General features: G+C 59.9%; 8 protein-coding genes. 6 read left to right on the forward strand and 2 right to left on the reverse strand.

All coding sequences use genetic code 11. The features are described from left to right. Positions 1-70: 70 nt before the first annotated feature. Positions 71-1,669 (forward strand): alkaline phosphatase family protein, encoded by a 1,599-nt coding sequence (locus B2G88_RS04080; protein WP_087714039.1) that lies wholly within the window; start codon positions 71-73, stop codon positions 1,667-1,669. 181 nt (positions 1,670-1,850) lie between these two features. On the opposite strand, the gene B2G88_RS04085 is transcribed toward B2G88_RS04080, so the two are convergent. Further along, positions 1,851-2,528, reverse strand: coding sequence for an HAD family hydrolase (locus tag B2G88_RS04085; RefSeq protein WP_176393171.1), 678 nt, complete (start codon positions 2,526-2,528; stop codon positions 1,851-1,853). A 169-nt stretch (positions 2,529-2,697) separates the two neighbouring features. Further along, a complete protein-coding gene (locus B2G88_RS04090; protein ID WP_087714041.1) occupies positions 2,698-4,014 on the reverse strand; it encodes a hypothetical protein in 1,317 nt (438 codons plus the stop codon). A 372-nt stretch (positions 4,015-4,386) separates the two neighbouring features. Here B2G88_RS04090 and B2G88_RS04095 point away from each other — a divergent pair, with 372 nt between their 5' ends. From B2G88_RS04095 to B2G88_RS04115, 5 genes are all read left to right on the forward strand, one after another. Further along, positions 4,387-6,177 (forward strand): hypothetical protein, encoded by a 1,791-nt coding sequence (locus B2G88_RS04095; RefSeq protein WP_054862063.1) that lies wholly within the window; start codon positions 4,387-4,389, stop codon positions 6,175-6,177. Between the two features lie 67 nt (positions 6,178-6,244). After that, positions 6,245-7,498, forward strand: coding sequence for a succinyl-CoA:mesaconate CoA-transferase (gene mct, locus B2G88_RS04100; protein WP_087714042.1), 1,254 nt, complete (start codon positions 6,245-6,247; stop codon positions 7,496-7,498). 6 nt (positions 7,499-7,504) lie between these two features. Next, positions 7,505-8,692, forward strand: a complete 1,188-nt coding sequence (locus tag B2G88_RS04105; RefSeq protein ID WP_054862064.1) for a GNAT family N-acetyltransferase — start codon at positions 7,505-7,507, stop codon at positions 8,690-8,692. A 329-nt stretch (positions 8,693-9,021) separates the two neighbouring features. Continuing rightward, positions 9,022-9,957 (forward strand): hypothetical protein, encoded by a 936-nt coding sequence (locus B2G88_RS04110; RefSeq protein ID WP_054862065.1) that lies wholly within the window; start codon positions 9,022-9,024, stop codon positions 9,955-9,957. A 535-nt stretch (positions 9,958-10,492) separates the two neighbouring features. After that, complete coding sequence (locus B2G88_RS04115) at positions 10,493-12,556, forward strand: hypothetical protein (RefSeq protein WP_087714043.1); 2,064 nt, start codon at positions 10,493-10,495, stop codon at positions 12,554-12,556. The last annotated feature ends 333 nt before the right edge of the window (positions 12,557-12,889 follow it).

A 12,889-nucleotide genomic window follows, 5' to 3' on the forward strand; every position in this document is an offset into this window, starting at 1 on the left:
ACTACTGTGAACACTCCCTATAACAAAGCAGTCATCCGGCCACCTGCTGGATAGCAGCCCCTTTAGACTCATGAGCGGATCTACCACTCCGTCCGAACGAGCGTTCGTTCTCGGACTCGACGGCGTACCGTGGCGACTGATCGACCAATGGAGCGACGACGGCAAACTCCCGAACTTCGCCCGACTGCGCGAAGAAGGCGCGTCAGGGCCGCTCGAGAGCACGACGCCAGCGACGACGCCGCTTGCGTGGCCCTCAATTGCAACCGGCGTCTGGCCGGACAAACACGGACTCTACGGCTTCCAGAACCTCTCGAGTGAGTATACACACGAGATGTATACGAGCCACGACATGCAACAACCGGCGCTATGGGAGCAACTCGGCCCGTCCCACGTCGGCAACGTGCCGATGACGTTCCCGCCTCGAGAGATCGACGGGACGATGGTTACGGGAATGATGACACCCTCGACCGACCAGCAGTTCACGCATCCGCCGGAACTCAGTGAGAAACTCAAAGAGCGCATTCCTGAGTACAACATCAGCCTCGACTATCCGGACTACGCCGACCGACTCGACGAGTTCGAGGGCGCTGTCGACACCATGCTCAGCCAGCGCCGGGAGGTCATGAACCTCCAGATGGAGGAAGCCGGCGACGACTGGCAACTGTTTTTCTTCGTCTACACCGCGCCGGATCGCTTCCAGCACCTCATCTGGGATATGGATCGCATCCTCGAGCACTACAAAAAACTCGACGACATTCTCGGCGAGGTGATGGACTACACGGACGAGCACGACGCAGACCTCTACGTCGTCTCCGACCACGGCTTCGGCGAGATTAACGAGCTGATCTACGTCAACCACATTCTGGAGCGAGAGGGCTATCTCTTCCGCCGAGAGGACGAGGGAACCCGTGGCGCACTCGCGAGTCTGGGCATCTCGCGCGAGCGAATTACGGACATGCTCGACCGGGTGGGGATCTCCGAGGAGATGCTGATCTCGAATCTTCCGCGAAGCTTGCTCGATACCGTCGCCGAGCAGATTCCCGGCGATCACGCGCTCTATGATGTCGACTACGACGAGACGATTGCGTTCGTCCACGACGCCGGCAACGTCTACATCAACGACACCGAGCGATTTGACAACGGCGTCGTCGATCCGACCGATATCTCGAAGATCAAAGACGAACTTACCGAGGTCTTCGAGTCAGTGACCGACGAAAACGACACGACACTGCTCACCGTCTACGACGGCGACGACCTGTTCCCGACCGACGAGGACTCGCCGGATCTGATCGTCAAAGGCATCGACGGCTACGACGCCCGAAACGGTATCGCCGACGAACCGTTCGGCGACACCGGCAACTACGCCGCCAGCCACCGCAGCGAAGGCATTGTCCTCTGTCGCGGCCCGTCAATCGACGAGGGTGCAACGCTGCGCGGCGCTCGAGTCGTCGACATCGCGCCGACGCTGCTTCACGGCATCGGGCAACCAGTTCCAGACAATGCGGACGGACGCGTCCTTTTCGACGCATTCGACGAGGAAGCGACGCCCGCCCGGACGAAAGTCGAACGCGCCGACGTCCTGACTGGCTCCTCGAGTCCGGACGGCGAGGTCGACGAGGACTTCGACGATGTGGAGGATCGGCTGAAAGGACTCGGCTACATGGAATAAAACGAACGCACGCGGTCGTCTGGTGGTGGATCTGCAGGTTGTGAACTCGTTCTTCCGTTCGTTCCCTCCTGAGCAACAGCAGTCACTGGAAGGTGTGAAACTCGCGGCCAGAATAGTACCTATATCTATCGAATATCTCCCCCATCATGCGGAAACGCTAGGGTGTAGATCAAACGAGTAGTTAGAGGATGTCGGTGATTTCGTGCATCCATGAGAGGTGAAACGTCGGTTCTGGCTTCGGATTCGACGAGACATCTTCTTCCGGCACCCATGCAGTTTGCATGCCGACACGCTGGGGACCAACAACATCACGATCATGCTGATTCCCCACGTAGATGGACCGCGCAGGGGAACTTCCGAGTTCGTCTAGAGCAATCTCGAATGGTTCTGGATTAGGCTTCGATTCGATTCCAGTCCCGGGCCCGCAGCAGACAGTAACGTCAAAGGCATCCTGGATACCAAGCGTCTCTAACTTTGGGAGTTGTGTCTCCTCGGAACCAGCAGTGATGAGTCCAACAGCATACGTTTCTCGGACATATTCCAATACCTCGTTTGCACCGTCTCGGAACGAGACAGCGGTCGGATCAAGTACCTCGAGTGTCGCCTCAGCAAGTCTGGGCGCATAACTCGGATCAGCACCGACGTTCCGAGCAATAGCACGATAGATATGTTCGTGATGTTCTCTATCGGAGTTGGCTTCTGGAAGGGAGCTGTAATCGACTGCATATATATCAGCCAAATCAAAAAACGCTGGAGCCTCTACCCGGTCAAATACCGCTTCATAGACCTCCTCATCGGACTGATCTCTCACACAAAGCGTTCCATCGAGGTCGAAACAGACAGCCTCAATAGTGCCCATCGTCTCAAACATCACTGAACTAGGATCTAAATTCACTGGATCGCTGATAAACTACTCACAGAGCAAGGGAACGAATGGCTCGTTCACGTGTGGTGCGTTCAGTTCGCAGACATAGTTACTTTCCTCGTCAGTCCGTCAAAACGCACTCTCGAGCGCTCTCCCAAACTCCCTACCGGCCGCGAACCCGATCCAATCCACCTTTTGCCGACTTCAACACCGGATACGCCGCGTTGTAGACCGGCGTTGGTGCGTTACGCGCGCCCGCGCGAAAGAGTCGATGTGAGAGCGGCGGCTCGGAGTTATCGACCAGTGCCTCGAGATCGGCTCCGTCGAGCCACTCGAAGAACGATTCCTCCTCGGGGGAGTCGGGCTCGGTCTCACGAACGCGGTCGCGAATGTCTGCCCACATGTAGCGTTCGTCCTGGCCGAGAATCCACTGGCCCTCCTCGAGTGCGGTTCGGATCGCGGCGTACTCCGTGTCGGCGAAGTCGTAGCCGTGGTCGCTCGGCTCGAGGCCGGAGAGTCGGAGGCCGACGGCGGTGCGATAGCACTTTTCGCACTCGCCGCAGTTGCCGTCCATCCGCACGTTGCAGGTCTGGAGTTGGAGGTCGGGGGCGTCCGTCTCGACGTAGTCGGCGATGGCGTCGAGGCGCTCCTGTCGGGTGAGTTCGTAGGCGTCGTGATGACAGCGCGTGCCGCTCCAGCGGACGTAGTCGTCGATATCCGGGCGCGAACCCCACTCGAGGTCGATGCCGTCCCAGTGGGTCGCAGCGACGTACAGATCCTCGATCCCGCGCGCGTAGGCCATCGGCGCACAGAGGCCGAGCAGGCCGAGGCCGTGGCCGACGGAGCTGTACCAGGCCCCGTCGACGAACCGTTTGTAGTGTGCGAGTAACATCGCGTGGTCGAGCGCCTCGAGCGTGTTCGTCTCGATAAAGGCCGTCTCGAGGTCACGCTCGTCGGCGAAGCCAGTAACTCGGTTCTGGAGGTGTTGCCAGTCAGTCTCGCCGGCTTCGCCGGGGGAGATGGTCCAGCCGCGGATGCTGACGAGCGTGGGCGACTCCTCGCGGTGGCGGACGTAGGAACTTGTCGAGTCGACGCCGCCGGTAAAGAGCAAGGCGCTGTCGCTCGCGTCGGCCGCGCGCTCGAGCGGTTCGGACGTGGTCGTCTCTTTAGCGTACAGCGTCCCACCCTCGAGGAAGTCGTACATCTCGAGTAACGAGGCTTTGACGTCCTCGAGTGCGCGCGCGAAGGTGGCGTCGACCGTCTCGACGTAGACGTCCGCGCCGTTGGCCCAGGCGACGGGACAGACGTTTGCGAGGACGGGAATCACCAGGACGCTCTCGGGAACGTCCTCGATAGAGCAGTCGTAGCTGGTCGTAAACGGCTTTCCAGTGAAAAAGCGAGCGAGATCGGCGGACGGGCGAACCACACACTCGACGGTGTCCCCCTCCGCAGTGGGTGAGTCGATGACAATCGATGACATTGTGTGACCCAACCCATCACGAACGGGTACAAAAACCATCAGAATCGTTGATCGGTCACCATTCCTGAAATCGATCCATAGCAGACGGTCAACAGCCGATAAGGGAGTCGTACTCACGACAGAGGGATGGGGGTCGCGACCGTTTCGGCGAGCGGTTGATTCGGGCTGAGTGGAGTTATCGTGTTGCGACGGAATGCGGGCAATGAGGCCTTTCAGCCCCGAACGAGCGCCCCTGCTCGAGGCGGCGTTTCGGGCGGGATCGGGAACGAAGCGATAGGAGCCGTATAACAAACCCAGTTATCGACGACGTGCTCGCAAAGACATGCGTATCGACAGCGAACCGCGACGCCGTTGTTCTGGTGATGAATTGGCATGAGACGAGCGACACTGAACCTCACGTTTGCACTCGGGTTTCTCGCGGCGGCAGCTGGCATCCTCGTGGCCAGGGCGAACCCTGCGACGGGGTACGAGCCGTCGGTGTATCTTGGAACCCCGACGGCCGTCTGGATCGGGTTTGCGATTGCGATGGCAATCGGCGTCGGAACGGCACTCGCCTGTCGGGGGCGACAGCAAGCAGTTGGAATCGGCCTCGGCAGTCTGGTCGTCACAGCGATTGTCGCGCTCCCGATCCTGCGAAACTACCGGTTTTCGGGGATGGGCGATGCACTCTCTCACCTCGGTTGGACGCGCGACATCGTCGAGGGTGGCATGTACCCTCACGAACTGCTCTACCCAGGTGTCCACTCAATCGGTGTCGTGTTTCACTTCCTCGGGGGAATTCCACTCGAGCGCGCGCTCCTGTTTACGATCTTACTCCTGTTCATCCCGTTTCTGATCTTCGTGCCGTTGACGGTCAGAGAGATCGCGGGTCCGGGAGCGGCGGTCGGCTTCGCCGCCGTCGTCTCGTGGATGGTGTTGCCGATCAACAACATCGCGACGCACATGGGCGTCCACTCGAACTCCAATGCTCTGTTTCTGGCACCGGTTGTCATCTTCGCGCTCGTTGCCTACCTGAATCGGCAGGCGACAATCGAGCGACTCCCACTTGGACTCTCGCCGTTTAGCGTCGTGCTCTATCTCTCCGCGATTGCCCTCCTGTTAGTCCACCCACAACAGATGGTCAACGTCGTCGTCCTCGTCGGTGCAATCGCCGGGATTCAGCTCCTCGCCCGCTGGCGCTACGACGACCACCCCATTCTCGAGCAGCCGACGACCTACGCACACACGGCCGTTCTCGGCGGCTTTTTCACCGTCTGGGCGGCATCGAACGAGCGATTCCGGAACGCGATTGTCAGCCTCGTCGACGGCGTTCTCTCCGATGAGGTCGGTGCTGGACAGGAAGTCGACCAGCGTGAAGCCTCGCTGCTCGAGATCGGCGGCAGTATCGAGGAGTTGTTCGTCACGATGTTCCTCGAGGCGGCGGTGATCGGCCTGATTGTCGGCCTGTTCGTCCTAGCGATGTGGCTCGGCAAGACGAAGACAAGTCGGGCAACGGCGACACATGTTACCTATCTCAGTCTCGCGTTGATCCCGCTTGGTGGGGTCTTCCTCGTCTACTTCGTCGGCACGCCAACAATGGCGTTCCGACAGGTCGGGTTCATTTACGTGATCTTAACGATCCTTGCCGGGATTGCACTCGCGCACTTCTTCGGTGGGCTGTCGACCTATGTGACTCGCCCGGGTGCGAACACGGTCGCGGCGCTCACACTCGGTGCGTTCCTCGTTCTTGGGTTGATGACCGTCTACGCCTCGCCGATCATCTACAGCCCAAGTCAGCACATTACCGATCAGAAGTTCAGCGGCTACGAGTCCGGCTTCGAGCACGCAGCCGAAGACCGCCCACACGTCGGGATGGGATACGATCCGTACCGGTATGACCACGGTATCAACGGCCTCGACCGCGAGGACGTTCTGAGTGGGGCGACACACGACAGCGGTGAGATCGACTCTGAACAGTTCGAAGCGGGCAATTACAGCGGGGCCTATCACGATTCGGATTACTATTTCACTGTTACCGAATTCGACGTCACCCGCGAAACACAGGTCTATCAGGGCTTACACCACAGTGACGCAGCACTCGAGGGGATCCAGTACGATCCAGCGGCAGACAAGGTTATTTCGAACGACGAGTTCGACATGTACGCCGTCGCTAGCGATGAGTAAGCACTCGAGGAACGACAAATTCAGGCCATAACAAAGCCCCGTACGACCGTTCGATGGTAGTACGATCATGCCTGCTCTCGACGACGTTCGTGTGCTGGACTTGACACGAGTGCTGGGCGGCCCGTACTGTACGATGTTGCTCGCCGACATGGGCGCAGACGTCGTAAAGATCGAGCCGCCGGGCGGTGACTTCGTTCGCGAAACACCCCCGTTTCACGACGATGACGACAACTTCGGAGGCTACTTCCAGAGTATCAACCGCGGCAAGCGAAGCATCGAACTCGATTTTACCACTGCAGAGGATCGCGAAGACTTCCTGTCGCTCGTCGAAGCGGCGGATGTCGTCGTCGAAAACTACCGCACGGGAACGATGGAAAAGTTCGGCCTCGAGTACGAGAAACTGGCCGAACTGAATCCACAGTTGGTCTATGCGGCGATGCGTGGCTTTGGCGACCCGCGGACCGTCCCCAGTCCGAAACAGGACGAACCTGCGTTCGATCTGGTCGCACAGGCGCTCGGCGGCGTCATGCACCAGACCGGCCAGGCCGATGGCCCGCCAACGAAAGTCGGCTTCGGCATCGGCGACATCTTCACGGGCGTCTTGCACACGGTCAACATTCTCTCGGCGCTGCACTACCGCGACCGCACCGGCGTCGGCCAGTTCGTCGACACCGCGATGTACGATTCGATGTTGAGTCTGGCCGAGCGCTCGGTCTACCAGTACTCCTACACCGGCGAGGTGCCAGAACGCTGTGGCAATGCTCACCCCACACTCTTCCCCTACAACGCCTTCGAGGCCGAGGACGGCTACGTCGTCATCGCCGCACTGACCGACCGCCACTGGCAGAGCCTCTGCGAGCGGATGGACCGCCCCGAGTGGGCCGTCGACTACCCCGACGCCGCAGACCGCCTCGAGCATCGCGATACACTCCGGGATGGAATCGCCGAGTGGGTCGCCGCACAGACCGTCGAAGAAACCCTCGAGTTGCTCAACGGCTCGGTCCCGAGCGGGCGCGTCCAGGACGTTTCGGACGTCTACGAGTGCGAGCACGCCTATCAGCGCGAGATGCTCGTCGAGTCAGAGCTGCCAGACAGCGACGAGACGGTCACAATCGCTGGGACACCGATCAAGATGACAAAGACACCCCCAAAGCCGGGGGCGCGTGCCCCCTTGCTCGATGAACACCGCGAGGAACTGCTGGGAAACGCTGACCAGCCGTCGAAGCCGGAGCCCGGTCCCGAACCGGACACCGAACCGACTGCCAGCGAATCGGACGTCGGTGCAATGGGGTTCCCAACCAGTCAGTCACAGGACGACTAACCGATTATGGCTACCGATCAGACCGACCGACCGACAGAAACGGCAGGGGACGACGAGTCAACGGCGACCGACGCTGAGGCCGACATCACGTCACCGGACGACGAGGACGACCCCTACGTCATCCGTCCCTACGAACCCGATGACAGAGACGACTTCCTCGAGTTGTACGACCAGGTCCTCGGCGACCGAAACGACGAGTGGTTCCGCTGGAAGTACGAGGACAACCCCTACAGCGACCACGTCCCGATGATCGTCGCAACCGACGAGGGCCGCATCGTCGGCACGAAACCGGCGTTCGCACTCGAGTTGCGTATCGGCGAGGAGACCTATCAGGGGCTCCAGCCGGCGGACGTGATGGTCCACGAGGACCACCGCCGGCGCGGGTTGTACTCGCGGACGACTGAGCGGCTCAAAGAGCGCTACCGTGACCGCGAGGCCGCGCTGTTCTTTAACTTCCCGAACGAGGCGACGCTCTCGGGCAGTCTCAAACACGGCTGGCAGATCGTCGAGGAGGTGCCAACCTACTATCGCGTCCAGCGACCCGATGCGCTGGCGGGAGATAACGAACGCCTCGAGACGCTGGCGAAATTCGCCAGACCCTTCGCGGGTGCGTATCTTCGCACGCGCGATGTGACTGTGCGGTCGCCACGTGACGTGACCGTTCGTCGATTCGCGGACGTCCCGGTCGAGCAGTTCGTCGAACTCGCCGAGCAGGCGAGACCGGGGACGATTCACGCGAATCGCGACGAGACGTTCTACGAGTGGCGATTCAATAATCCGCTGTGGTCCTACGACGCCTACGTCGCAACGCGCGGTGGGGAGCCACTCGCCGGGATCATCACCGGCACGCGGACCGACGACGGGACGAAAGAAACCTGTCTGTCCGATGTGGCACCGCTCGGAACGACACCGGACCGACGCGACGGGCTGGTTGCGATCCTCGAGCGGATCCTCGCGGATCGCCGCGACGTTGCGATGGTGGCAGCCAGCGGTCGGGCGATCCCATCGGACCTGCTCGCACAGTTTGGCTTCCGCTCAGATCAGTCACTTCCATTTTCCAAACTGACACAGCCGACGACGCAGGTGACGTATCCACTCGCGGGTGATGGCGGCCACGAGTGGACCGTCGCCGGCCGAGCGATTACCGACCCACTGAACTGGACAGTCACCTTCGCTGAACAGGACACCTGGTAGGCTCGCGCGCACAGCTATGACGCTCGAGAGACAGTAAATCGACTCGTATACGAGACGGTCTCTCGGTGTGATGAGTGGTGAATTCGAACCAGTAGCAACGCCGACACAACTGCAAACAACAGTGTGAGCGCCGCTCGAGCGAAGTAAGAACGTATTTACCGGGAAAATTTGATATTGACGGGGTGGAACCGACGTCCCTAAATTCATATATTCGTGAAGAATCTGTCGTACATTGTAACTATTCTCCAACAGTCAGAAATACAATCTGTAAATTCAACCCATTATGGCACAGAAAAGTTTATGAGTGTAAGGGCTGGTTACGAAAGTGTATGGCGCAGTACCCCCGTACGTCCGAGACGGACGTTTCTCAGACTACAGGCCGTAATGCCGAATTAAGCCGACGCAGCTACGTACAGTCGATTGCTGCGGTTGCGACTGGTGCAGCCTCACTCGGTGCGGTCGGCACGGCGGCCGCCGACGACGACTACGAGGTTATCGAAGCAACCGGTCAGACGATCCAGGTTGGCGATGGTGACACCTGGGAGAACAAACTCATCGATATGTCGACCGGTGGTGATATCATCATCAACGCCTACGGCTCCGACTGGACGATCCGAAACATCGGCTTCGACGGCCGAAACACCTCCGGCACCGGCTCCGCGACGTTCGGCGTCTGCGAGCAGGGTGGCTCGAGTACAATCGAGAATATCTACCTCGGTGACGGCTCCGACCAGCGAAACGGTGCCTCGACCGGCCACGGTCAGACCGCCTTCTGGGTCGACCCTGACCACTCCGGCCACGTCGATTTCCAGCACCTCAACATCCAGGGCTTCGCGGACAACGCGATCTATGGCTCTGCACCCGGCAACGCCGGTGGCGGCACCCTCCACATCGACGAGAGTTTCGCTGCGAACTGCCACGTCTCTCACTTCCGCCTCGCCACTGAAGGCAGCAAAGTGACGAACTCGAGCATCTACGTCGACGACGAAGACTACGCCGGCCGTGGGATCTGGGCCTGGGCACCCGGTACCATCGAAATCGAGAACTGCCAGATCGACATGAACGGTCACCACACCGCAATCGACGCGGGCGCAAACGGCAACGGCACGACCGTCGACGTCATCGACTGTGAATACGACGACACCGCTGGCATCGCCGAACACGCCGGCTCGAGCGTCGAACTCGAGGAGACGGGCACCGAACCGGAGCCGTTCGTTCCCGATGGTGTCCCGACGAGCGCCGAAGAAGCCGCACTCGGCGAATAACGCGAATTGGTCCCTCGCTGACGCAGCCCTCCATTGACGCTGCCTCCCTCCACGTTCCGCCCTCCACTGGTCCCCCTGACGCAATCGCTGGTGGCGTCACCTCCGTTGTTCGCGGTCTCGTTTTTGGTTATTTCACTGGGCTGAGCTGCTGAGTTTCGCAACTGACGACACGTTCTACCTGACGATTTTCACCGACACCAACAGGTGTGCTCATCACAGTTCTCCCGGCAGTGAAATCGACCCCGACCAAACGAAATCCCGCTCGAGAAGCGTCCTCGAGCCAGTGTATGATGTTCTGCTCTTTGATACCTACCAGTGTAAGTGATGATTACTACGCTCGAGGCGGGACGTGTGACATGTTCCTGTTGGGTAAGAGAGTATTACCCGCACAGTCTCCTGATGGTTTTTGATATGATTTTGAGGCCATTTATCCATGAATTCCTGTATATTTGTTCAGGAAATAGTGACTATAGCCAAAATTTAAATATTCTCGAGCGGAAAGTTTATACCGATAGTGTATTATTACCCGTTTGCAATGGCACGCGAACCTTCGGTACTGGATGCAGAACAGACGGATGCTGACTCCCCGGTAACGGGAGCCAGCGGCGGTAATACTGGATTACTCAATCGACGGTCGTATATGCGCCTTGCGGGCGTAACGACTGCGGCGGCTGCGTTCTCCGGTGCGGCCGCTGCAAGCAGCGATGACTACGATGAGATCACCGCACGCGGGCAGGTCATTCGGATTGGCCGAGGCGAAACCTACGAGAACAAACTGTTCGATCTCACGAACGGGAACAGCGTCGTCCTGCTCGTCGAGGGTGGGAACTCCGTAATCCGAAATATCGGATTCAAGGGACTCCACCGCGGCGACGGCTTCATGATCTCGATCACCGCCCCGCGCGGTGACGTCCTGATTGAGAACGTCTATTTGGGTGATGGCTCGACCAAAGAGGGCGAAAGCTTCGTCCACGGGCCCGGTGCAGTGTTCTATCACCGCGACGCCTCCTGTGACGTGACGTTCCGACAAATGAACGTACAGGGCTGGCCGAACAACGGATTCTACTGTTCAAACACCGCACACGGCGGCTCCGTCCGCTTCGAGAACTGTTACGGCAAGAACAACGGTGTCTCGACGTACCGCGTCGCCGGCGGAAACGACGCCATCGTCAACTGCGTCGCCTACAACGACAACACCAACTACGGACGCGGCTGGGGTGGCTACACTGAAGATTCCGGCCGACCCGTCTGGGTCTGGCCCGGCGGAACCGTTTCCATCGACGACTCCAACTTCGCGGCCGGCCGGTACGCACACGCGATGGTCATGCGAGGCAGCGGCTCCGCTCGCATGTCCGGTGGCGGCGTTCAAGGCAACGTCCACGGTGGTGGCCTCAACCGCTCGAGCGTCTCGAGTTCGGCTGATCTCTCGATGCCACGCGGTGTCCCAACCTCTGCGGAGGAGGCGGCCGCGGGAGCTGCAAGCGGCTCTCCTGACAACGGGAACGAAGCAGAAGACGACATCGACGACGACCACGACCTGCCGAACGTCGTCGTCTTCGACGGTGACGGAACGACTAGCGCGACGAGCTACGAGTTCGTCGTCAGCGACGAGGTCGAACCGAGTACTGACGAGGATGCGACAATCGACGAGGGCGCGACCGTTACCGGCACCCACGCCGAAGGCACCGTCGCGGACTACCGCGACGCCTGGCGGTTTGCGGGCGAAATCGAACGCCTGACCGTCGACGGAGAGGCGGAAGTCCGCGTCAACGGCGAATCCGTCGATCCCGCCGATTTCGATGACGTTCTCGAGAACGTCATTCTCATCGAGGGAGACGACTCGGGCGCGACGCGCTACGAGTTCGACGTCGACGGCGACGTCGAGAAATCGAACTACGAGGGCGCATCCATCGACGACGAAGACGTCATCGAAGACGGCTTCGTCCACGGCAGCGTCGCCGACTGGAAGGACGCGTTCCGCTTCAACGGCGAGATCACACAGCTCACCGTTGACGGACCGGGAACGATTCTGGTCAACGACGAGGCAATCGACCCCGCAGAGTTCGGCGAGGATCTGCCACACGTTCTCGAGGTCGAGGGCACGGGCGTCCCAACAAGTTTCGAGATCACAGTCGACGGCGAGATCGACTTCGAGTCGGACGACGATCCGACAGAGGAGGCGACGATTATCTCAGGATCGACCGTCCAGAGCGCAGTCAGTGATGGGAGCCAGACGTTCCGCTTTGCCGGTGCGATTACGGACGTCACGATTACCGAGGGCGAGGCGACAATTGCCGTCGACGGCGACGAAATCGACCCGAGCGAGTACGGCGATTACGAACTCCTGCCACACGCACTCGTTATCGATGGCACGGACGATGATGGTGCAAGTACCTACGCGTTCGAGGTCAGCGGCGCAGTCGTCAAATCTGACTACCGCGGCGCATCGATTGACGAGGAAGACGTCATCGAAGGCCAGTCCGTCCGCGGTGCAGTCGGCAACTGGCTCGATGCCTACTGGTTCGACGGCGATATCGAGGACTTCACGCTGCTTGGTGACGCATCCGTCGACGTCCAGTACAACGCACGCGACCAATAACTCGCCGCTCGAGTCAACGGGAGAGACGAGATGCGTTTGCGGTCGCGGTTTCGTTTTCGCTGGTCGTCGTGTACGCTGGGAGACCAGCAGGAGTCTCCGCCCGACAGAAACAGTCGGCTCGCGACGAGAATTCCGTGACTATAGTAGCCACTGCAAGTCAATACACACTTGATCGCCAGACAGCTCGGCGATCAGTGTGTACATAGTTGCAGTTGTTACTATACCAGTGGTCCGTCTGAAATCGGCCGTCGCTCGAGATGTGGTTCCGATGAATGAAAGGGCTCCCGCGTCGGGAACAGCAGGCTGGCACGCGAACTGTTCCGGTACTGGATG

This window comes from Natronolimnobius baerhuensis (assembly GCF_002177135.1).
Classification (GTDB): domain Archaea; phylum Halobacteriota; class Halobacteria; order Halobacteriales; family Natrialbaceae; genus Natronolimnobius; species Natronolimnobius baerhuensis.

Excerpts from the sequence above, each read along its gene's own strand:
- B2G88_RS04095 (WP_054862063.1), top strand. The coding sequence starts at position 4,387 with ATGAGACGAGCGACACTGAACCTCACGTTTGCACTCGGGTTTCTCGCG.
- B2G88_RS04115 (WP_087714043.1), top strand. The coding sequence starts at position 10,493 with ATGGCACGCGAACCTTCGGTACTGGATGCAGAACAGACGGATGCTGAC.
- B2G88_RS04080 (WP_087714039.1), top strand. The coding sequence starts at position 71 with ATGAGCGGATCTACCACTCCGTCCGAACGAGCGTTCGTTCTCGGACTC.
- B2G88_RS04090 (WP_087714041.1), bottom strand. The coding sequence starts at position 4,014 with ATGTCATCGATTGTCATCGACTCACCCACTGCGGAGGGGGACACCGTC.
- B2G88_RS04105 (WP_054862064.1), top strand. The coding sequence starts at position 7,505 with ATGGCTACCGATCAGACCGACCGACCGACAGAAACGGCAGGGGACGAC.
- B2G88_RS04085 (WP_176393171.1), bottom strand. The coding sequence starts at position 2,528 with ATGGGCACTATTGAGGCTGTCTGTTTCGACCTCGATGGAACGCTTTGT.
- mct (WP_087714042.1), top strand. The coding sequence starts at position 6,245 with ATGCCTGCTCTCGACGACGTTCGTGTGCTGGACTTGACACGAGTGCTG.
- B2G88_RS04110 (WP_054862065.1), top strand. The coding sequence starts at position 9,022 with ATGGCGCAGTACCCCCGTACGTCCGAGACGGACGTTTCTCAGACTACA.